Raw genomic sequence first — 21,006 nt, 5'->3', positions numbered from 1 at the left:
TCCTTTAGAATTTGAAAGATTTACCAATATCATGAAAAATTTAAAGAACAATTAAGTCCTTATTGAATATACTTAATATAAGTAGTACATTTATAAAGATTCAACTTATTCAATATCTTTCTATTGTTATAAAAAATTGAAGATGATATAACTACTAAACATATAGTCGTTTGTCCGGGACAAAATTTGTGCACTTCCCACCGTATCATCTTCTATATAGGAACAATAGGAACGGCATACCTAAGCCATTTAGAGAACATTAAAGTACTCCAGTACACCGTAAATATCCTATTTTTTATAATTTAAATGCATTTACAAATTCTATTGGGTTTATTGTATACAAAGTATTAAGTAAATCTAATTTGTATTTACATTCAATTTTATCTCTAAATACCTTACCAATTATAATATTTACTGTTTCTGCTTTGATTTTATATCTCTTTACAATTTGAAGGTGTTCGTTTCTTGCCTGATCTAATGCGTTATATCTTTCTTTTTTCTCGTGTTCCTCATTACCCTTCATTGTGGCATCTATATACTTTATTGCTTTACTCATATTATTTATAGCCTTTGTAACTCCCTCAACTTGTCTATTTTTTACTTTTTTACTATCAATATCAGCTAATAACGTTTCTATTTCAATAGTAGTTATATCCTCAGCATCTCCAATTTCTTCTAATATCTCGTAAAGATAATCCATGGAGGTTTCATACTTAATTGTTTTAGCTTCAATTTTTTCACTTTTAGAAACGTATTTAAAAAACAAGGGTACAGTCTTTTTTAATATTTCTTTATCCTTTTTGACCTTTGTTTTAATTGAATTTAGATATTCACATTTTTTAAGATTAATTATTTGCTTCTTAATATCAACATCATAAATTCTTTTTGCCATATCTATGGAAATTTCAGATAATATTGTACAAATATCAACACCTTTTAACAAAGTTTCAATCTTATTTATGTCTTTTTCACCTTTGTTAATGCAGTCCCAGTATGTACTCATAAATAATTGACCTAAATTTACCACAGTACCTATATATTTTTGTGACTGTGCTAAAATATTATCTATCTTTGCCATATCTGAGTTACACACTTTATATATATTAGGAGTCTTACCTACTCCATTCTCACAAACCTTATAATTTGATGTTTCTGACTTGATATAACACTTTCGTGCAACCTCTAACATTTTTTCACCATTAAAAATAATCATATTATCGCTGTCTACGTCTTGGCCACTTAATATTCTATTTATAGGAAAGCCAATCGCATTTGTATAAATTATATTATCAGAAAGATTAAAATAATCTGATATAAATACATCATCCCGATTATAAATTATTAGGCAATTCGAAGGACTTGTGTGTGGATTTCTGAAGCATACATATTCAAAATTAAAAGGATGGAGTGTTGTATATGCTTCATTTCCCTTTAAGATCATTTCACTTTTCCATGCTTTTAAGTCTAATATTCCATCCTTTACTGGTAATAGTCCAATTGCATGATATAATAATTCCTTACCATTCTGTAGAATAGTAGCATAGTCACCATTTAACCGTATCTTACCTTTCTTAATATGAGTTACATAATTGTGTATGTCCTTCCTTCTCTTGTCCTTAAATAGCTTTATGCCGACTATTTCAGGTTGATTTTTATATAAATCTACTAGCATTTTATTACAATTCATTTCATTCGCTTCTTTTGCTAAAAATTCTACATAAACATCATTGTTATTTTTCAGTTTCTCTATATATTCAACTTCAAATTTACTTAATTGTTGCATTTCTAAAAATGTATAAGGCATCGAATTGAGCATTTGATAACTGGTTTGATTTAATATATTGCCTGAGTCATCATATCCCCTCATTGACTTTTTTTCGCTTTTGCAGATACCAAAGAGGGATTTTTCACCCTTAATTATTTTCTTCCAATGTTTCCACATCTTTAATTTAGTTCCAACTTTATTACTAAATTTTAGAGCCTTTAGTGAAGCCGGAGTAATTATGCAATGCACGTCTTTGGCTAGAATAGATTCATTAAATGTATTTTTTATTTCCCATGTATCATAGTCTTGACCTTTAGGACAATGATCTATTAAGAATGATTGTACATTACAGTTATACAAGGCTGACTTAAACATATGTTGTCTAGCCAAAATAAATCCTTTTTTTTCTCTATCTCCTGAAAAGTAAGAACTTTCTAAAAGTCCTTCACCATCAAAAATATCTGACTCCATATTATAATCTTCTACTAAATTACTTTCTAGTAATCCAGATTTATTTTTAGCTACTACATTGCAATCAATCTTGAATATAGACTTTACATCTGATACAATTAATATTTTATTTACAGGTATCTCTACAGTATCCTCCAAGGCACTTCCTATAAGGGACTCATAACTTAACAGTGCAGGAAAGTCTACGTCTTCGCACCCTTCAAAATCTAATCCTAGGTGCATATGTTTAATCATTGTATCATGTAATTCTTTTTTAATAAATAATACCTGACCTACGCGACTTTTTGAACTGCTCCTAGCAAAAACTACATAGTCAATTTCTAATATTTCCGTTTGTATTTCTCCAGTAATTTCATCATAAATTAATTTACCTTCTTTATCCTTTTTATCAACTACTTTTTTAATTGTAAATCCATCATCATATAACTTTTTTCTTAATCCTTTTTTATCTTCTGTATCATCAATTTTAACTTCTGACCAATCAACTTTTGTTTTTAATTCTTCAATTCGTTTTAATAGTAGAATATTATTTATAGCGTTTTTTTCAAATCCTTCTTCTTTTAATACAGTCCTTATGCTTTTTACAATTATTTCTCCAGTTTTCTTATTCTTAATATCTCTTGTTTTTGTCCAATCTAATTCAATTTGCAATTTCTCAACATTTTCTAAGAGTCTTACATTATCTATATCTTTTATTAATTTTTCCTTTAATATTTTTATTATTTCTCCACTACTTTTTACTTTCTGTTTGAATTTTACATTTATAATATCATTGGACATAGTTTTATTAAATCTTTTACTCTCAAAAGTGTCCATTCCTATTTTTTTTAATTTAATTTCCTTCAATGAAAAAGGTAACATTCCCACATATTTACCTCTAAATGTTTTATCTCTATATACATGTTCATATATTTCTGAACCCTCTACACTTTTAATATATATATTAGTTTTTTCCATGTTATACCCTCCTTCAATATCTTTCTATTGTTATTGTATTTACTTATTGTCGGATCTTTTAACGACAATAAAATGTTTTAGCCTAATGTTAGTTAAACATGAGCTTGCTCTCTACGTTCACAATCTATAGAGGTATTTTTATATCTCTTATCTATAGATTACATTTACTACTCATATTTTACCTTCCCAAGATGCTTTTAAACTTTCTAAGAATAATCAAAATGTTTGCTTGGGATTGAAACGCTAGTGTAAATCCCAAATTAGTTATTAATTTTAGTTGTTAATATATAGTTATTAATCATAGTTATTTATACTTAGTTATTGATAGTGGCTTGATACAGTCGGCAAGTGGATTGAATCAAGCCTAAAGTGGATTGTTTTAAGCCTATAGTGGATTGAATTAAGCCGACTGACCAACTGTGGGCTTTGTAGGTGGTTTTACTCTATTTCTAGCTAATATTTCCTTCTCTTTATCATCAGCATAAACTAGAATTTTATCTAACTGTTTATTAATGTCTTCAGCCATCTTAAAATATCTTCTCTTCGGTAATCCCCTTTGATTAGTACCTTCGACTAATTTATATTTAATAAGAATTTTTATAGCAGTAACTTGTTGAGCCTTAGTTAATCCAGTAGCAATTTCAACACTTGGAACTGTTAGAAAAAACTCATCATATTTATTTAATTCACCAGTAGCTTTGTAGTACTCATATTTATCACATAAGTCTATCAATAACCCAGTAGCATTTAATCCAAGGACTAAAGCATATCTTCTAGTCATTGGAATAAACCCACCCTTTTCAATCATAAATCTTTCTTTCAAACTACCCTCTGTTACATTCACATTTCTCTTTTTAATGTTCTCCATACTAAATATCTCACCTCATATAGACCCTTTTGTGCAATATGATTTTATTGTTGTTTTATTGTTTTCGTACACCCTTGATTAATTATTTCTACTGCAACCAATCTTATGAATGTCTGTGCCATCTTCTGTGTAGGATATTTAATCTTATTCATAAGTTCATTTGTAAGTTCGTCAATCTTATCATAATCTGTTTCCTCTGAGACTATTTTCATAGTGTAATCTTCATATAAACTATCTCGTAAATAATCTTTATATTTATCTATATCCCCTAATTGATCTATCTCTAACATACTTAATGCAAATTCAATTTGTTCCTCTTCTTCCTTTGTAAAATCATCAGTTGTATTATAAACTCTTAATGCTAATGTATCTAAATTAGTTTCCAATTTTTTAATCTTAGTTTGATTAATCTTACTCATATCATATAAACATATGAGAATATTTTCTAATGGCATATCATCTCGATCAAATATACCTAACATCTTTGTGACTGCAGCATCACCTATTGTTGTTTGTGAATATTCCTCTTTTAATGTTTTCTCTAAATCCTTAATAATTATCTTATTCATAATATTTATCTCCTCATATCCTCTGCCCTTTGTCAGATGGATAATACTATCTCTTACCTTGTATAATCAACGATAACTTTCACGTTGTAAGATTACATGTATAAGTTGAAATTGCCCTCATAGACCTTTTAAACACTGTGTAGTATGCCTATATTGTTTACTATAACTTGCCCTCCCCTCGCATTATAATTTATTTGTTATTTATAATACACTTCAATATCTTTCTATTGTCAATATCAAAATATCAAGTCAAGTAATTCATTTTACCTGACTTTTATCTTTAATATTATTTAGCTGCACCATATTTCTCTATTGCAACTTTTTTAAACCAACTCAAGCCAGCTGGACTTCTTAAATTATATAATCTAGCGACAGTTTCAATGTTAAAAAATTCTTCATTTTCTGGTGCTAATAAATAAATTAATTTACTTCTTCTAATATCAGAAAGAGTTAAATTTTCTACATCAATCCCAGGACAAACAAAATCTCCATTTTGTAACACTCTTTGTAATGCTAAATGTGGATTATTCATATACGTTTTTGTGCTAAATCGTCCGACATTTATTGGTTTAATTAAATATTCACTATCCTTATAAAAAGTTTTTTTAATTCTACCATCCTTAGCTGTTCTAACATTATAAGTTTCTTTTATACATAATTTAATATCTTGAATAACTTCTTGATCTTCAATTCTAATCGTCTTATCTTCAAATTCTAATAATATAATTTCCCAATCATCTTCGACTGTTTCAAATTTTATATTCTCTGATTTGATAAATTTAATTTCCTCATTCGTGAGTCCCTGCCATGCTAATTCAAAAATAACTTTTTCTCTAAGATTAACCTTTTCTCCATCCTCTGTCATATCTAACTGATTCTTAATATCCATATATTGATCATAAGTAAGTGTCACAGAGTCTAATCGTCCTTTCTCAACAAATTGCATATACATTCCTTCTTCAATTAAATACTTTCTTTTAGTAATTTTCTCTTTTGTACAAATAAAGTCAGCAATCTTTCTTAGTATACTCATGCGTTTGCCTAAAGTTTTTGGAGAAATTGCATCAGCTTTTTTCAAATAAATTGATACTTCTTCATCTCCCCATTTTAGTAATTCTTTCTTAGTTTCTTTCTCAACCTCAATTATATCTCTAAAAATTTGTCCAAAATTTATATCATTATTATAAACCTTTTTAAATTCTTCCATATATTTTTCTACTAACATTTTTGTCTACCTCCTAAAATTATTTGTTATTTACATTTTAATTCAATATCTTTCTATTGTCAATAGTTAAATAACAAATAATTTAATTTAGTTTGCCTCGATGAGTCCAATTTTGCCCATCGCTGAGCAGTTTGAATAATCGCCCCTGGTGATGATATCATTTGTCAGCCACCGGAGGTGATCTATTAATTATATCTTTTGTTCCTTGAGCATTGACCACTTTTATACTAATTTTACATCGGTGGATCAATTACATTAGGTTGTACCACTACCATAGGTGGATCCATTTCAGGATGTACCACCATTGGGGGATCAATAACTTGTGGTGTTATAACTGTTGTAGGTATTGGTGTTATGGTCTGTGCACTTGCTACAGTTGTAACAAAACCTCCTACTAATGTTGCTGTTAATAATAATGATGTTAATAATTTTTGAGTGTTTTTCATAAAAATCTACTTCCTTTTGTTATATATTTTAAATACCTGTTAAGGTAGATAATTCAAATTTCATGTTTTGTAAAAATTCTTCTTTTTCTTCATTTCGATACCAAATTGTATCTTCTGTATTTTCTACAATTGTGATTAATCTTTTCATAGCATTAAAATTATTTTGAAGTTTTGCTAAATTAAATAGTATACTTAATCTGAATCTATCATTTGTTAATTCTCTATATATTCCTGATAAAGTTTTATAAATAGCGCATGCTTTCTTCTTATCTATATCGGCATAACACCTAGCTAGACAAAACATACTTGATGTATAACATTGTGAATATACATCTACTTCGTCAATGAATTTAAGACTTAATTTTGCACTAATTAAAGCATTTCCGATTTCATTAATTTTCATATAAGAAATACTTTTAGAATAATTAGCAAACCATAAAAATTCATTTATTTTAGTTTTGCCAATAAGTTCGTCAGATAATTTAATACATTCTTCAAATTTCAACTCATAATATGTTAATTTAATCTTGCATTTTAAAATATTTAGTTCTCTTTTTGATTCTAATTTTCTTTCTCCGTCTAAAAATAATTCTTCTAAATCTTCTGATTGTAGATTCTTAAATTTATTATCTAATTGCAGGTGTGCTTTAAGAACGGTATTTATTTCTAGCATTTTAATATTTCCTACCTTACCAATTCTTTGTTTAAGATCAAGTTTATTAATCGTGAGCATTTGTTCACATTGAATTTTTGAATCTTTATCAAGTCCAAATCCTTCTATTGGACAGTGACTTTTACAAATTTTTGTGCAATTTGATGTTATTGGTAATACTTGAATTAGTTCGTTCTTTAGCAAATGTTTAAAAGAGGATACTACTATGCAGGGATGGAGTCCTTCAATACAATATTTATAAGACTTTTTAAACTCCACCATAAATATTTCATTTCTGCATACATTTGCTATCATTCTTAATCCCCTTTGATAATTAATTTAAACTTTGGTTAACAGGCAACGCCTATTGTAATAGTTATACTAATTTATTAGCTATATAATTTTCTAATTCTACCCTTAACAGATTTAGCTTCTTTTGATGGAAATCTTTTTTTTCTAAATCTGTTTCTCGCTTCAAAGCCTCTTTATGGAACATTATTGAACTTGCAATATTCATCCCTGTAAAATCCTTAATACTTGGAGCTTTAGGTAATAGTTGTTTTTTCATTTTTTATATTCCCCCTATCTTTTTGAGGTGAAGCCCATTTTATGAGCCCCTACCTATTTATCAAATTACATCTTATGCAATGCTACATAGTCTAAAAATTTCCACATTCTAGTTCTTGTCATTTTTATAGGATTTAATAATTTAGCATGATTAAATATTAATTGTCTAATTTCCATATCGTCCCAACTCTCAGGAAAATATTCTAAATTCTTAAGTATTGATGTTTTTAATATACTGCATACATTTTCTACAATTTTTTTCTGTTCTTCTTTCTCCATACATTCATCATCCTTTTATAATTTAATTTAGATGTGATTTTCTTTGTTTCACTTGGTGTGTTGCGTTTATTTCGTTTGTTTCAACTCTGTGGTTTAAATATATACCAACAAGACTAAAGTGTCAACACTTATTTTCAACTTTAAAGATGATTATTCTCCAAATTTGATTATTCATACACTCTATAGTATAATATTACTATGATATAAATGAATATAAAGAAGGTGATACGAGTGCCTATCAAAGAAACTGTAAAAATTATGTTAGCAAAATCCGACGTTACTTTAACAGAAATAATAAAAAGATTAAATTATAAATATAGTCGCAATGATACTATTCAAAATCTAAGTAAAAAAATAAACAAAGGAACATTAAGGTATGAAGAAGCTGAAGAAATAGCAGAGGTTTTAGATTACAAGATTGAATGGACTAAAAAAAGATAGAGGAAATCTTTTTTCTTGTCTGAGATAGTCTACAAGCCATTATTCTATAGAATGTATGTAATTGTATGTCTTATAATTATAATGGCTTATAACTGATTTATTATATCTAATTAGTCAATTGCAACTATTGTCTCACTTTATGGATTTAATGGTAATATCCCTTCCTTGAACAACTGTTGGTCATAATGTATAGTACTAATTAAGTAAATATATAAATATTATTTTCTTAACATATAAATAAAATAAGAATTATTGAGGGGAATAAAATAATATGAACAAAAGATTACAAGAAGTACAAAATTTTATTGATGAAGGATTAAAAATACCAGATAACGAGCCAATAACAAGATGCTATCGAATTGGAAAGAATAATATCAATGTAACATTCTACTTTGGAACAAAGACTCAGGAGCAATTAAATAAAGATATTTATGAAGTTATAAAAAGACAAGTTTTACTTGAACATGGAATCTATTAATTATTTACAATTTTTAACTAATAATCAGAATTCATCTTGTATTATTTTAGTTACTTACTAAATAATAATGTTATATCACCTATAAAGATAGGAAATAGTCTAATCTTACTTTGAATGAAACAAAATGAAATATTGAAGGATAGAAATTAGCACGGAAAATAAATTAGATAATATCTAATTTATTAGAATAAGCTACATTTAAAAGCGAGTAAACACGTTATTTAGCTATATAAAAATGAAAAGAGACAGAATATTTACATTCTGTCTCTTAATCCGTAGTGATTAAACAAATTTTATATTATTGTTGTTTATCTTAGAGGACTTGCATCCCCAAAATACGAGGATGCTAATTGGATTTAGAAAATTTAAAAGTTAATTTAAACCCAAATCCGGATAACTCTAAGATAAACTTCAACATAGTTTAACCACCTTTATTTAATTGTTTTACATGCATCATAAAATAATTTTCTACATCCATATTAATATATTTATTTTGATTTGTCAATAACATCTTTGTATCTTCTGTTCGTTTCTTTAATTGCTCTTGAACATTCATCTGAACTAATCAAACCTCTCTTTTTAAAATCTTCCATCCATGTAATAACCAAATTATATTCAACAAGCCTATTTAATTCTGGGGAACCTAATGGATAATGAGCGTCATTCTTCATCTCGTGATTCCAACCTTTCATTAATATCCGTATTTTTTAAAACAAACTCCATCACACTAACCTCCTGCCATTAATTTAAGTAATTTTTAATGTAGTTAGTGTTAGTACTAATCTGTATGACTATGCCCAATATGATTCTATTGTCAATGTTTATTTTATGGTAATTATGAGAATTTCAACCATAGGCTGACTATGTTATTATGATATATTTTTGCTAATATGAGAGGTTGTAGGAGAGACTTTAAGCTGATATGAGAGTAATTACATACCCTCTGTCTAAAGTTCATTCTAGGGCTTTATTTGGGTTATATATCTTAATGGCAAACTTGTGCCACATTGGTGGAACGTTGCGTAATTTGAAATGTTTCAGCGTTGAAATATTTGAATATTCCCATACGTATTGGAATTTGAATATTTAGCAAACCTGCCAACGTTGGCACATTGAATATTTAGCAAATACGAATACGTTGTCGCATTTCAAAATTGTGATGCGTGTCATAATTTGGGGTACAACTCTGCACCCCACCACAATTCAAGTTTGAGTTATGCTTTATATACATTTCTGAAACCCTACTATAGTACTATTTAACAAGCCATATGGAATCATTATAGCCATCTTAACCTAATGTATGTGAATTACTGTAGTATAAATTTAGATGGCTTAAACATAAAGAAAACATAAATATATTTTATGTTGTTAATGAAGTGAATAAAAATTAAAAAATTGTCTATAATTTAAATGTACCAATCCTTGATACGGAAATATATTAGAAATGCTGCACAAGATATCCTCTTAGTGCAGCATTTTGTTTTTGTAATTCTATTTTAAACAATATATCCATTTACAAGTATTGCGATTACCTTTTCTATATTAAGATTTCATAATTAAATTTAATTATGCTTAATTAGGATTAGTTAAATTTAGTTAAGTTCTAATTAGCAAACTATATACTAAATACCCTTTATAGATAATTATATTTTTTATTGCTAAATGAACTGAATAAGATTTTTAAAATTGTTTATAATTTAAATATCCTTTATTTAGAATTGTTTGAATGCAGAAAATACTGCGTAGGCTATAACCTAGTGCAGTATTTTTATTCTCAGCATTGTTACGGTTTAACTGAAATAACAGATATAAGTGAACCATTAGGCAATTTATTCGGCACTTCCATTTTATTCCCAATTGTAATATTCATTTTAGTCCCATTATCTATGTTATTATCATAATTTCTATATGCTAAAGAATTAACTATTAGTGAGGTAACACTTGCTTGCTCTTTATGTCCTTCAATAAAATCTTCTTTTATGCTAGCCTTGTCTGGAGTTTCTCCTCTATCAACAATCTGCAATACACCATTAACTCTAAGTAATTCATCCGCTATTTCGTATATTCTATTTTGCACAATAAGTCTATAATCACCTGGTGTTTTAATTTTTCTATCTGATATAATATCATTATATATTCGATAACCATGTGTACCTATAAGCCAACATACAATTGCATCATATGGTCTATTATTCTTTAACCATTGTAATAATTTGCTATCCTCAATTATATCACCTTCAATAAGTAAAATAGAATTTCCATAAAGCTTATCATCAATTTTTGAATAATTAACTTTATATCTTTTTTCATTCAAAATTAACAAGGACTCTCTTTTTATTAGTGAAACGATATAACCCGCTTGTTCTAATTTGTTTTTTGTTAATTTTAAACACTCAATATTCTCATCTATAGATATTACATTATGCCCCGCATTACATAATTCTAAAGTACTACTACCATCTCCACACCCAACTTCTATAACCGTTTTATAACTTTTAATTACGTTCTCCATCCATTCATAATCTTTATCTTCTGAAAATTTTTTTGCATCTACACACCAATCTTTAGCATATTTTTTACGTTCCTGTTGTATATGTTTGATAGCATTATTCATTTTAAACTTCCTCTTTGTATGATTTAGAATATCTATATAATAAATCTATCAAGGTTTCTATTTCCTACTGAAAAGGCGAAATAGATATTGAGATCTCTTTAATAGCTTATACCATTCTTGACAAACATTACTCAATTTATAATCATTTAACTATTGAACCTTCTTAAATTCAAAAGTTAAACTAATAGTGACTTTCAAGTCTTACTTAGAACCATATTTAAATAAAATCAAAATTTACACTATCAATTGGAACACCATAATGGACACTTGCAGGAAATCTAACTATTTTAACAGTCTCATCGTTATTAGGATACATTTTAAATAAAATATCAGGTACGTAAAGAAAGTATTTAGTTTCTCTCTTCTCTTCATCACCACTCACCGGAATATTTAAACAAGAACAGATAATATCATAAGTAAAATTATTTTCTATTAATTCTTTTATTTCAGCTCTTTCAGGTTTTATAAGCAACTTTGAACCAACCTTCGTAGAATCTTCAAATAAAACTCCACCGTTTTCCAATATTTCTATGGCTTCTTCAACTATATCAAATGATATACCCATTTATCTCATCTCCTTGAATTTTATAGTAATTTTTTTGTTCATTGCTTTTCCACTTATATTAGCTATCTTTTATTCTATGTGATTATTTTTCAATGAAACCCCCTTTAATTTACTTTTTCTTTATATTATAACATAAATTACTATAATCTATGCTTTATATCTATTACCATTACTATTACTTTAAACATAAAAAAAGATACAAACAAATTATGTATCTTTAATCTTTATATCCTTTTTTATATTTAAATTATTCTAAAAATACAAATTGCTAATAGCTTCTAACCTTATAATTTTCAGTACATTGAGACATCATATTTCTTCTAAAAATCTTCTAAAAATTTTTAAAATAATGTGTTGTAAGAGTATCAATGCTTCCATCAAATCAGTTTAGCAAAACACCTCATAACCCAGTCATTTCAAGGTATACAACAATCTTTAATAATTTCACATAATTAGTATTAATCAATAGAAAATTGGACTCAAAATCCAGTGGTAGCAATACCGTGCGTGTTCTATTCCCGCCTCCGGCACCAGTTATAGCAAGAGCTTTAGTAAATCGTAGTGGATTTACTAAAGCTTTTTTTTATTTTCTTCTAAAACTCCTCTAAAAATATTGCCTCAAAATCAGTTATCTCTTTTTAAATAATAGCTGGTGGCCTAAATCAATATAATATTCAATAGCAAGATACTCCTCTTCAATAAACCAATCCCTCTAGCTGAAATATCATCTATTTTCTCAAAGTTTTTTTTAATTCGTAACAGGAATACCTTTGATTTTTAACTTTTTTATTACAATTATAGAAATATATATTTGTTAAAATATGCTATAATTTATATAGACTTAAATTAATTTTATAAAACATTGTTAAATAATTATAATTTATACGAGGAGGATGAAATGATATGAAAAAGACAGTATTACTATTTCTATTAAGCAATTATGCCGATTGGGAAGCCGGTTATGTAGCTGCAGAATTGAATTGTGATGATGATAGCAATCCTTACTGTATTAAAACCATCAGCATATCCAAAGAGCCAGTGTACTCAATAGGAGGAATAAGGGTATTACCTGATTATTCTCTAGAGACAGTACCTGACGATTATGAAGCGCTGATACTTATTGGTGGTACAGGCTGGCGGGCATCTGAGTCCACGAAAGTTGTACCTTTGGTCAAAGCAACATTACAAAATGACAAGCCTGTTGCAGGAATTTGTGATGGTTCGGTTTTTCTGGCGAAGCATGGGTTTCTTAATGATGTTAAGCATACTTCAAACGATTTAGAGGACTTAGAAAAATATGCTGCCAAGGAATATACCAATGCACAAGGTTATGTAAATGAACCTGCTGTGATGGATGGTAACATTATAACTGCAAATGGATCAGCACCTCTTGAATTTGCTAGACTCATTTTCAGTAAACTCCATCTAGATTCTGAGGAAATGATACAGCGGTGGTATGATTTTAATAAACTAGGTAACATCGAGTTTAAAAAAATGCATCCTACAGATTTCTAGAATCCTATGTATATTAAGAGCCACAACTACTAAAATCTAATAATCCATTAAAACATCGTATTATTCATAACTGAATTTACGGTGTTTCTATGTCATACGTCAAGTATCTATTTTCTATTAGGTCTTATATACCTACCTAACCTTAAAAAAGATACAGATAAATTAGATTTCCTAATCTTTGTATCTTTTTTATATTTAAAATTTTTCTAAAAATGTTGTCTCATAAATAGCACTACTACCAAATTTCATTTTATTACTTTGAAAGTCTATGAATTAAATTTTCATTTACTATTCGTATCCACTGTTGATTCAATTGATCGCTCTTACCAAAACCTTGCATAAACTCGGATTGCAAGCTTAATGCTGAATCTTCCTCTTCAATCTGTTCTTGTATCAATGATAGGCCACCTTCAGATACTGGCATAGTATATAACCAACCTATTGTGCCCTGATCATTGTCTACCCTGGCCTGCTCTGCAATGGCATAAATCATCTTAGTAGTTATTAATTCCGTAGCATAATATTTTTCAAGCACTTCTTTGATGTCTTTAAATTGATAATTTGTATAAGGTAATACATTTATCTCATAAGGAGCATCCTTATCGTCTAAATAGCTTATAACATGTGTATAATGATCATACTCCCCTTGCGCTTGCACACCGAAAAATGATGCCCATCCATCCAAATCCAAGTTAGAAAAATACGCTTGTATATTTCTATAAATAGTGTGATTATTAAATTCATGTGATATTTGCTCATTTAACAAATTTAATGTTGCTTTGGTTAAATACATTTAATCGCCTTCTTTCAATTAAATATATTCAAAATAATTATAATAAGAACTTTAAACATTATTTGTTTTTTTTTATAAATTCATACAAATTATTTTTTATAAAAAAGGAGTTACATATTTATTGTCGAACTATATAATTAAATAAGTTTTATTTAATTATTTAACAATTTATACATCAAATTACTATAATTATAGCAAACAAGGGGAGAATGACTATGAAAAGAAAATTTTTAAAGAAACCAAAATCAATAAAATCTGAAAACCATACAAAAAATCGATTCAAAAATATCAATAAGAATGGACTTATAAACAATGAACTTATTAAGACTTTTAAAATAAAAGGCGGCTTATTTAAGCGTCTAGTGTTAACGTTTACCATATTATCTCTAATAACATTATCAATATCAGCTTTACTTACCTATCAAGTTACTAAACAAAAGGTATCAACAGATTTTGAGAATTCCACTATGCAAATCCTAAATCAAAATAAAAACTATATTGATGTAGTAGATGCATCCCTAGAAGAGTTATCCATGCAAGTTTTATCTAATAAAGATATAAGTAATAGTTTTAATACTATTACTGGAGATCAATATACTAAATGGCAACTTGTACAAAAGGTCCAAGATAGTTTGAATAATTTAACCAGTAACTCTAAATTCATTAAAAGTATGTACATATTAAGAGATAACGGTTTATCTGTATCTTCTGGTGGAAATGTAGATGTAAGTAATAGCGATACCAATGCCGTTAAATATTCTGCTTTTAAAACTTCAGAAGACTATACTAATATAATTAAATCAGATGGTAAGTCACAGTGGACTAATGTTCAAGTTGACACTTTTAATACTAGCCCAGATAATAAAAATATTAGTCTTATGAGACGATTAATATCTACATCTAGTTCAGAATCAGCTCCTATTTTAAAAATAAATGTAGACCCTCAAGTTTTTTCTTCTTCTATAAAAGATGCAAAGATAGGTAAAAATGGTTATATGTTTATAGTAGATCAAAAAGGACAAATTATAGCACACAAGGATCCAACTTTTTTAGGAAAGAAAGTAGATTCCACAATCTGGTCTAAAATTAAAAGCCTAAAAGAAGGTTCCTTTGAATATAAACAAGCAGGAAAAAACATGTATGGCGTTGAAAGTTCTTATGATACTAGAGGATGGAAAATAATAGCAGTCGTGCCAAAAGCAGAGTTAGCCTCTACTGCAAATAGTGTGGGCGCTTTATCAATACCGATAATAATTCTTTGCCTGATTTTCACAGCCATCCTTTCAGTTTTCACTACTCGCAAAATAACCGAGCCTATATATGATATCATTAAGGTTGCTGAAAAGGTTTCAAATGGAGACTTTACGGTTAAAACAAATAAGTATGCTATACATGAAATAAACGAACTAAGTCTTAATTTTAATAATATGATAAAGAAATTAAAAGAAATGCTTTCCTTAACAGCGGGACTTACTAAAGAAACCACAGACTCAGCTGCTAAAATTTTAAATTTATCTAACACTATTTCTGATAGTTCCAAAGAAGTTGTTATAGCCGTTGAAGAAATTACTAGTGGTTCTTCAAAACAAACAGAAGAAACTATTGGGTGCTCTAAAATATCTGATGATTTTAATAATGAAATAACTAGTTCAATTTTTTCTCTTGGAAATGTAACTAATGCTACTAAAGCATCTATTGACATTATTAATGAAGGCACAAATATTATCAACAACTTAAGTAAAACTTCTGAAAATAATTCAAATGCTATGACAAAAGTTGCGAGTACAGTTGAAACTTTAAATGATAATACTAAGAGCATACTTACAATATTAAACAAGATTAACGACATCACTAAGCAAACAAATTTACTTGCCTTAAATGCTTCTATAGAAGCGGCAAGAGCGGGAGATGCCGGCAAGGGATTTTCAGTAGTTGCAAACGAAATAAGAAAACTAGCAGATAAGTCTCAAAGTGCTTCTTCAGAAATAGGGACCATTGTAGATCAAGTTAATCAATCTATAGGAGCCTCTTTAGAAATATCTGAAAATGCTAAAAAGCTATTTAAAGAAGAACTAGTTCAGGTTAGCAGTACAATAACATCCTTTGGTAAAATTAAAGAATCAATTTCAAATATTTCAAGTGCTATGGAAGTTAGTATGAACTCCATTAACGTGATTGATGAAAGTAAAAATCTCTTAAATGATTCTATTAATAGTATTGCGTCAATTTCTGAAGCGAATACTGCAGCAACTGAGGAAGTCACAGCAACAATTCAAACTCAAGCGGAGTCAAACACCTTAATGAATTCTTTGGCTGAGGGATTGAATGATAAGGCTAATGAATTGATAAAATTAATAAATAAATTCAGGTTTTAAGAATAATAAATTTTATAAAAATTTAAGTATATTTCTATGTAAACGGACAGCCTTCTAGTTGTCCGTTTTACTCATTACATAGTTTATGTTTACTAATATTATTCCTAGTACTTTTATTGTATTAAGCTATGAAAATGAGTTTCTTTCTAAAATGTAGTTATTCCATTTACAATAGCATTTGCTATGTTTTCTGCATTAAACCTTTCCATATCATCTTTAGAATTCAAAAATCCCACTTCCACAAGTATTGCAGGCATTTTTGTGTTTTTTAATAAATATAAAAAACTTCCATCTTTTACTCCCCGATTAACATATCCCAGCTGAGCTATCTCATCTACAACTCTTTTAGCCGTTTTTTTACTTGATTCCGATATCGCGAATACTTCTGTTCCTTCTCCTCTTCCTCCATTGAAATGAATAGACACATATAAATCTACATTTTCTTCATTTGCCTTATTTACCCTTCTATAAAGTGAATTACTTAAACTAGAGTCAGCACTTGGAGTGCAGTACACTACCTCATGCTTAAGTTCTTTAAGCTTTGCTATTACCTTAACTCCAACCTCTTTATTTAGCTCATCTTCTTTTTTTATACCCATATAACCTATATCTGAGGGTGGGCAATTATGCCCAATATCAATACCGTATTTCAAAGCAATCACCTCCATATTTTTTGCTCTAATCTTAGGGTAATTTTTCAACCATATTCTACAATATGCCAAGGTATCCATTTTGTGTACTAAAATATAATTATCCAACATATTTTATTTATAGGGACCCTAAATAATGCGTTTGATAAATGTAATTAAATAAGGTACTTAATTGATATAATTAAAGGATGTGATTATTTGAGAATTAATATAAAGAAATACATTTTACTAATAATGTGTATTTCCTTTTCCTTAAGCCTATTCGGATGTAAATATAACTTTAATAAAAGCATTTTCACCAAAAATAAACCAAGCAATTATTATTATACCAAGTTATTAATGAATGATTTATCTTCAGAGACACCTAAGGAACTTTATGCTCTATATATGAATTTTTATAAGAAAAAAGATTTTTCAAAGGAGGATTCAACTCTATTCGTCAATTTCTTTAATTCATTAACTAATACTAGCTTCATAGATAAGCCGACAAACTTACCTGCTAAACCATTATATAAAATATTTTTGACGTTTAGTAAAGACAAATACGTATTAAATATATATAACGAAAAATATATCTCCATATACCCCTGGGATGGTGATTACAAAATGGATTACATTGACACAAGTAAAATGTTCAAAGCTTATAACCTTTATGGCCTATGCAAATACCTTATACCTAAATAATGCATTTACTTTTTAAAGCAAAAATTATATTATTAAAGTAATAAAAAAGGAAATAAAAGCCTACTGCGCTTTTATTTCCTCTTTTATTTGAATCATAGTTTTATTCAAAATTGGATGCAAAACATATGGTGCTATATCACACATCGGTTCTATTACAAACATTCGCTCATGCATTCTCGGATGAGGCAATATTATTTCTTCTATCGAACTAATTACATCATCAAATAATAATACATCTAAATCTACTGTTCTAGGACCCCATCTTATAACTCTTTCCCTCTTTAATTCCTTTTCAATAGATAGGAGAAATCTTATAAGTTCTAATGGAGTTAAAAGTGTTTTCACTTCAATAACACAATTTAAAAAGTCTTCTTGATCTATATATCCCACAGGCTTCGTATTATAAAATTTTGATGTTTTTGTTATTTGGGTATTATAAGAATTATTTATAAGCTCTAAAGCACTTTTAACATTTTTATCCTTATCCCCCATATTTCCACCCACGCCAATATATGCAGTATGCCATTTTCTATCTATTTCTACAGCTGCATAAAGAAGTGGCCGTCCGATGGGAGCCCATGGTTTTTTTATTTTAACCTTCACTCTCTGAACTAAATCATAATTTAATAGTATGAATTCAGCTACCTTCTCTGTAGCTTTCTCTATTAAATCATAATTTTCCTTTTTAAATTCCTCTTCAACCTTGTGACAAAGCTCTCCATAATGAACAGTTTTTGTTATATCATCAGAAACTCCAGCCTCTCTTAAACTTAAAAACAGCTCTATAGAAATTAAAAATCGTTGTCCGAGTACCTTTTCCTCTTGAAAAACTCCATGATGAGCATAGACTTCTAAGTCTTTTATGTACATTTTATCCATAGTATTATCTCCTTTTTATATCTCATGTACAAATGTTTATCTAACTTTTACATATAACATCTGTTAAAACACAAACCCTTTTATTCTCTTTTATATCATGTACTCTTATAAATTCGCAGCCCTTCATTATCCCTATAGTTGTAGTTGCAAGTGTTCCCTCAAGCCTTTCGCTAGTATCTAGTCCCTGCTCAATTCCTAACATAGATTTTCTTGATGTTCCAAGGAGCACTGGATACCCTAAGCTTTTTAACTTTTCTAGGTTATTCATTGTTTTTAAATTATCCTCATAACTTTTAGCAAAACCAATACCTGGATCTAAAATAATATTTTCTCTCCTTACTCCAGCATCTAGAGCAATAATTATACTTTCACCTAAATCATTTATTATATCTTGCATTAAATTTTTATAGTTTTTATTATCACGATTGTGCATTAAGCAGCAAGGTACATTATACTTGGCAGCAACTACCGCAATATATGGGTCCATCTTAAACCCCCATATATCATTAATCATGTCTGCCCCAGCCTTTATTGCGAGCTCTGCAACTTTCCCTTTGTATGTGTCCACAGAAATAGGAATATCTAGCTGCTTCTTTAATTCCCTTATAATAGGGACTACTCTTTTAATTTCTTCTTCCTCGCTAACATCTTCATGACCAGGCCTTGTAGATTCTCCACCAATATCAATAATATCTACTCCCTCTGCAACCATTATCTTAGCACGGTTTATAGCTGCGCTGATCTCATTAAATCTACCCCCATCTGAAAACGAATCAGGAGTAACATTTAAAATCCCCATTATGTAAGTCCTTTTACCTATTTCAAAATCTTTATTCCCTATTATCATAAATTTCCCCCTAAAATTTTTTTTGCTTTATATAATCAGTTCTAATAATTTATCTTAAAATTCCTCTTGTCCAAAGGCCATTTACATCCCTCGCTTGCCTCACAATGGACACAATCTCTTGAAAGTTTATCACATTTATATAATAAATTACTCAAACCCTCAAAGCTTTCGGTGTCATTTCTATGGTTTCCTATAGCTTCTAAAATTTCATCTATTTGCTTATCACCATATTCACACTGGTTCAGTATTTCTTTAGCAATTAGTACACTCGCAATATTATGGGCTGTCCCATTTTCATATTGTTCTCCCCTACCTATATCATGCAAAAGTGCAGTTGTATAAATTATGTATTTGGGTATATTAAAATCATTTTCCAAACTAATTATATACATAATTCTTGCCACATCTAATAAGTGTTGCATATCATGTTTGCAGTATTTTCTGTTTTTTTCTAAGTCTTCTATTTTCCTTAAGTTATACTGAAATATATTATTTTTTATAATAAGATCTACTTTGTCATCTATTAAACTGTTATTTATGATTCCCACCCCTTTAAAGTAGCCTTAACCCTTGTATCTTTGTACGTATGTATCGTAATACCCTTTTATTTCAGATACAACTGTGCTTTGATTAAGAACCTTATCGTCAACTTTACTCACCTTCATTATACCCATAATACTATTAGTTATAAATACACCCTCAGCATCCACCAATTGATCATATGTAAACTCTCCTTCCTCTACAATTAATCCCATAGCTGATGAATTTTGAATAACGAACTCCCTCACAATACCTGGCAATAATCCACATTTAATTTTCGGTGTATATATAGTCTCATTCTTAACGAAGAATATATTACTTACAGCTCCCTCACTTAAAAATCCATCTGTATTTAAAAACAGAGCCTCATTATGCCCTTTATCTATAATAATACCTCGTTCAATTATATTTTCCACATAATTAAATGATTTAATATATGTCAAATTAGAATATGCATTTCGCCTAACTTCACTTAACCCTAATGAATATCCATTTTCATAGTCACTCTTCTTATACGGAATTTGCCTTGTAGTAATTATAGTATTCTTTTCAGATACCATAATTTTAAACACGCAATTTTTACAATTAAGCTTTAAAACAGCCTCATAAATTTCTTCCTGGGTAATTTTTTTATTTACTCCTAGTGTATTAAGCCCGCTGTTTAACCTTTTTATATGATTTGCAAGAAGAATTGGCTCTTCTTTGACAAGTATTGTCTCAAATGCTCCCCTACCGAAAAAAAATCCACTATCTAAAGATATCTTATCCTCGTTCTCTTCACCATTCATAAGTATCATAATACCCTCCTTTTTCGGTGCCACCCACG

Annotated in this window: 22 protein-coding genes; 5 read left to right on the top strand and 17 right to left on the bottom strand. The window is 28.7% G+C overall.

Features of this window, described 5'->3' with window-relative positions:
- Nucleotides 1-295: 295 nt before the first annotated feature.
- The 8 genes from LL038_RS01130 to LL038_RS01095 all read right to left on the bottom strand — a co-directional run bounded on the left by LL038_RS01130 (nt 296) and on the right by LL038_RS01095 (nt 7,799).
- Nucleotides 296-3,193 carry a hypothetical protein gene (locus LL038_RS01130; RefSeq protein WP_216119654.1) on the bottom strand — a complete coding sequence of 966 codons (2,898 nt, stop codon included), beginning with the start codon at nt 3,191-3,193 and terminating at the stop codon, nt 296-298.
- Nucleotides 3,194-3,593: 400 nt separating this feature from the next.
- Nucleotides 3,594-4,061 carry a hypothetical protein gene (locus tag LL038_RS01125; protein WP_216119653.1) on the bottom strand — a complete coding sequence of 156 codons (468 nt, stop codon included), beginning with the start codon at nt 4,059-4,061 and terminating at the stop codon, nt 3,594-3,596.
- A gap of 44 nt (nt 4,062-4,105) precedes the next feature.
- A complete protein-coding gene (locus LL038_RS01120) occupies nt 4,106-4,630 on the bottom strand; it encodes a hypothetical protein (protein ID WP_216119652.1) in 525 nt (174 codons plus the stop codon).
- A gap of 286 nt (nt 4,631-4,916) precedes the next feature.
- Entirely contained in the window at nt 4,917-5,855 is a 939-nt protein-coding gene (locus LL038_RS01115) for a hypothetical protein (protein ID WP_216119651.1), read from the bottom strand.
- Nucleotides 5,856-6,088: 233 nt separating this feature from the next.
- The gene (locus LL038_RS01110; protein ID WP_216119650.1) at nt 6,089-6,301 is read right to left on the bottom strand and encodes a hypothetical protein; all 213 of its coding nucleotides are present in this window, start codon (nt 6,299-6,301) and stop codon (nt 6,089-6,091) included.
- A gap of 28 nt (nt 6,302-6,329) precedes the next feature.
- Nucleotides 6,330-7,268: a type II toxin-antitoxin system PemK/MazF family toxin gene (locus LL038_RS01105; RefSeq protein WP_216119649.1), complete on the bottom strand. Its 939-nt coding sequence runs from the start codon at nt 7,266-7,268 to the stop codon at nt 6,330-6,332.
- Nucleotides 7,269-7,329: 61 nt separating this feature from the next.
- Nucleotides 7,330-7,521, bottom strand: a complete 192-nt coding sequence (locus LL038_RS01100; RefSeq protein ID WP_216119648.1) for a hypothetical protein — start codon at nt 7,519-7,521, stop codon at nt 7,330-7,332.
- Between the two features lie 65 nt (nt 7,522-7,586).
- A complete protein-coding gene (locus LL038_RS01095; RefSeq protein WP_216119647.1) occupies nt 7,587-7,799 on the bottom strand; it encodes a hypothetical protein in 213 nt (70 codons plus the stop codon).
- Nucleotides 7,800-8,030: 231 nt separating this feature from the next.
- On the opposite strand from LL038_RS01095, the gene LL038_RS01090 reads away from it, so the two are divergent.
- Nucleotides 8,031-8,240, top strand: coding sequence for an LLM class flavin-dependent oxidoreductase (locus tag LL038_RS01090; RefSeq protein WP_216119646.1), 210 nt, complete (start codon nt 8,031-8,033; stop codon nt 8,238-8,240).
- A 271-nt stretch (nt 8,241-8,511) separates the two neighbouring features.
- Nucleotides 8,512-8,718: a hypothetical protein gene (locus LL038_RS01085; RefSeq protein WP_216119645.1), complete on the top strand. Its 207-nt coding sequence runs from the start codon at nt 8,512-8,514 to the stop codon at nt 8,716-8,718.
- A gap of 488 nt (nt 8,719-9,206) precedes the next feature.
- Here LL038_RS01085 and LL038_RS01080 read toward each other — a convergent pair whose 3' ends face one another.
- The 3 genes from LL038_RS01080 to LL038_RS01070 all read right to left on the bottom strand — a co-directional run bounded on the left by LL038_RS01080 (nt 9,207) and on the right by LL038_RS01070 (nt 11,897).
- Complete coding sequence (locus LL038_RS01080; protein WP_216119644.1) at nt 9,207-9,389, bottom strand: hypothetical protein; 183 nt, start codon at nt 9,387-9,389, stop codon at nt 9,207-9,209.
- 1,112 nt (nt 9,390-10,501) lie between these two features.
- The gene (locus LL038_RS01075; RefSeq protein ID WP_216119643.1) at nt 10,502-11,332 is read right to left on the bottom strand and encodes a class I SAM-dependent methyltransferase; all 831 of its coding nucleotides are present in this window, start codon (nt 11,330-11,332) and stop codon (nt 10,502-10,504) included.
- A gap of 217 nt (nt 11,333-11,549) precedes the next feature.
- Nucleotides 11,550-11,897 (bottom strand): hypothetical protein, encoded by a 348-nt coding sequence (locus LL038_RS01070; RefSeq protein ID WP_216119642.1) that lies wholly within the window; start codon nt 11,895-11,897, stop codon nt 11,550-11,552.
- A 903-nt stretch (nt 11,898-12,800) separates the two neighbouring features.
- Between LL038_RS01070 and LL038_RS01065 the strand changes: the two genes are divergently transcribed.
- Nucleotides 12,801-13,412 carry a type 1 glutamine amidotransferase family protein gene (locus tag LL038_RS01065; RefSeq protein WP_216119641.1) on the top strand — a complete coding sequence of 204 codons (612 nt, stop codon included), beginning with the start codon at nt 12,801-12,803 and terminating at the stop codon, nt 13,410-13,412.
- 253 nt (nt 13,413-13,665) lie between these two features.
- On the opposite strand, the gene LL038_RS01060 is transcribed toward LL038_RS01065, so the two are convergent.
- On the bottom strand, nt 13,666-14,205 hold the full coding sequence (locus LL038_RS01060; protein ID WP_216119640.1) for a ferritin: 540 nt from the start codon (nt 14,203-14,205) through the stop codon (nt 13,666-13,668).
- Between the two features lie 215 nt (nt 14,206-14,420).
- On the opposite strand from LL038_RS01060, the gene LL038_RS01055 reads away from it, so the two are divergent.
- A complete protein-coding gene (locus LL038_RS01055; RefSeq protein ID WP_216119639.1) occupies nt 14,421-16,580 on the top strand; it encodes a methyl-accepting chemotaxis protein in 2,160 nt (719 codons plus the stop codon).
- Nucleotides 16,581-16,726: 146 nt separating this feature from the next.
- On the opposite strand, the gene LL038_RS01050 is transcribed toward LL038_RS01055, so the two are convergent.
- Nucleotides 16,727-17,233 (bottom strand): N-acetylmuramoyl-L-alanine amidase, encoded by a 507-nt coding sequence (locus tag LL038_RS01050; RefSeq protein ID WP_216119638.1) that lies wholly within the window; start codon nt 17,231-17,233, stop codon nt 16,727-16,729.
- Between the two features lie 231 nt (nt 17,234-17,464).
- Between LL038_RS01050 and LL038_RS01045 the strand changes: the two genes are divergently transcribed.
- The gene (locus LL038_RS01045) at nt 17,465-17,914 is read left to right on the top strand and encodes a DUF4883 family protein (protein ID WP_216119772.1); all 450 of its coding nucleotides are present in this window, start codon (nt 17,465-17,467) and stop codon (nt 17,912-17,914) included.
- A 60-nt stretch (nt 17,915-17,974) separates the two neighbouring features.
- Here the strand turns inward: LL038_RS01045 and folK are convergent, their stop codons facing one another.
- Genes folK through LL038_RS01025 form a run of 4 tightly spaced genes read right to left on the bottom strand, consistent with a single transcriptional unit; the run spans nt 17,975 to nt 20,977 of the window.
- Nucleotides 17,975-18,793 carry a 2-amino-4-hydroxy-6-hydroxymethyldihydropteridine diphosphokinase gene (gene folK, locus LL038_RS01040; RefSeq protein ID WP_216119637.1) on the bottom strand — a complete coding sequence of 273 codons (819 nt, stop codon included), beginning with the start codon at nt 18,791-18,793 and terminating at the stop codon, nt 17,975-17,977.
- A gap of 40 nt (nt 18,794-18,833) precedes the next feature.
- Nucleotides 18,834-19,640, bottom strand: coding sequence for a dihydropteroate synthase (folP, locus tag LL038_RS01035; protein WP_216119636.1), 807 nt, complete (start codon nt 19,638-19,640; stop codon nt 18,834-18,836).
- A 41-nt stretch (nt 19,641-19,681) separates the two neighbouring features.
- On the bottom strand, nt 19,682-20,188 hold the full coding sequence (locus LL038_RS01030) for an HD domain-containing protein (protein WP_216119635.1): 507 nt from the start codon (nt 20,186-20,188) through the stop codon (nt 19,682-19,684).
- Between the two features lie 15 nt (nt 20,189-20,203).
- On the bottom strand, nt 20,204-20,977 hold the full coding sequence (locus tag LL038_RS01025) for an aminotransferase class IV (RefSeq protein WP_216119634.1): 774 nt from the start codon (nt 20,975-20,977) through the stop codon (nt 20,204-20,206).
- Between the last annotated feature and the right edge of the window lie 29 nt (nt 20,978-21,006).

The organism is Clostridium estertheticum, assembly GCF_026650985.1.
Taxonomy (GTDB): Bacteria; Bacillota; Clostridia; order Clostridiales; family Clostridiaceae; genus Clostridium_AD; species Clostridium_AD estertheticum_C.
This window is presented reverse-complemented; position numbering and strand designations above follow the sequence as displayed.

Bases quoted from the DNA above. Each gene is read 5' to 3' on its own strand.
- LL038_RS01065 (WP_216119641.1), top strand. From the start codon at position 12,801: ATGAAAAAGACAGTATTACTATTTCTATTAAGCAATTATGCCGATTGG.
- LL038_RS01070 (WP_216119642.1), bottom strand. From the start codon at position 11,897: ATGGGTATATCATTTGATATAGTTGAAGAAGCCATAGAAATATTGGAA.
- LL038_RS01095 (WP_216119647.1), bottom strand. From the start codon at position 7,799: ATGGAGAAAGAAGAACAGAAAAAAATTGTAGAAAATGTATGCAGTATA.
- folK (WP_216119637.1), bottom strand. From the start codon at position 18,793: ATGGATAAAATGTACATAAAAGACTTAGAAGTCTATGCTCATCATGGA.
- folP (WP_216119636.1), bottom strand. From the start codon at position 19,640: ATGATAATAGGGAATAAAGATTTTGAAATAGGTAAAAGGACTTACATA.
- LL038_RS01045 (WP_216119772.1), top strand. From the start codon at position 17,465: ATGTGTATTTCCTTTTCCTTAAGCCTATTCGGATGTAAATATAACTTT.
- LL038_RS01055 (WP_216119639.1), top strand. From the start codon at position 14,421: ATGAAAAGAAAATTTTTAAAGAAACCAAAATCAATAAAATCTGAAAAC.
- LL038_RS01100 (WP_216119648.1), bottom strand. From the start codon at position 7,521: ATGAAAAAACAACTATTACCTAAAGCTCCAAGTATTAAGGATTTTACA.
- LL038_RS01075 (WP_216119643.1), bottom strand. From the start codon at position 11,332: ATGAATAATGCTATCAAACATATACAACAGGAACGTAAAAAATATGCT.
- LL038_RS01105 (WP_216119649.1), bottom strand. From the start codon at position 7,268: ATGATAGCAAATGTATGCAGAAATGAAATATTTATGGTGGAGTTTAAA.
- LL038_RS01125 (WP_216119653.1), bottom strand. From the start codon at position 4,061: ATGGAGAACATTAAAAAGAGAAATGTGAATGTAACAGAGGGTAGTTTG.
- LL038_RS01025 (WP_216119634.1), bottom strand. From the start codon at position 20,977: ATGATACTTATGAATGGTGAAGAGAACGAGGATAAGATATCTTTAGAT.
- LL038_RS01110 (WP_216119650.1), bottom strand. From the start codon at position 6,301: ATGAAAAACACTCAAAAATTATTAACATCATTATTATTAACAGCAACA.
- LL038_RS01115 (WP_216119651.1), bottom strand. From the start codon at position 5,855: ATGTTAGTAGAAAAATATATGGAAGAATTTAAAAAGGTTTATAATAAT.
- LL038_RS01085 (WP_216119645.1), top strand. From the start codon at position 8,512: ATGAACAAAAGATTACAAGAAGTACAAAATTTTATTGATGAAGGATTA.
- LL038_RS01060 (WP_216119640.1), bottom strand. From the start codon at position 14,205: ATGTATTTAACCAAAGCAACATTAAATTTGTTAAATGAGCAAATATCA.
- LL038_RS01130 (WP_216119654.1), bottom strand. From the start codon at position 3,193: ATGGAAAAAACTAATATATATATTAAAAGTGTAGAGGGTTCAGAAATA.
- LL038_RS01080 (WP_216119644.1), bottom strand. From the start codon at position 9,389: ATGAAGAATGACGCTCATTATCCATTAGGTTCCCCAGAATTAAATAGG.
- LL038_RS01120 (WP_216119652.1), bottom strand. From the start codon at position 4,630: ATGAATAAGATAATTATTAAGGATTTAGAGAAAACATTAAAAGAGGAA.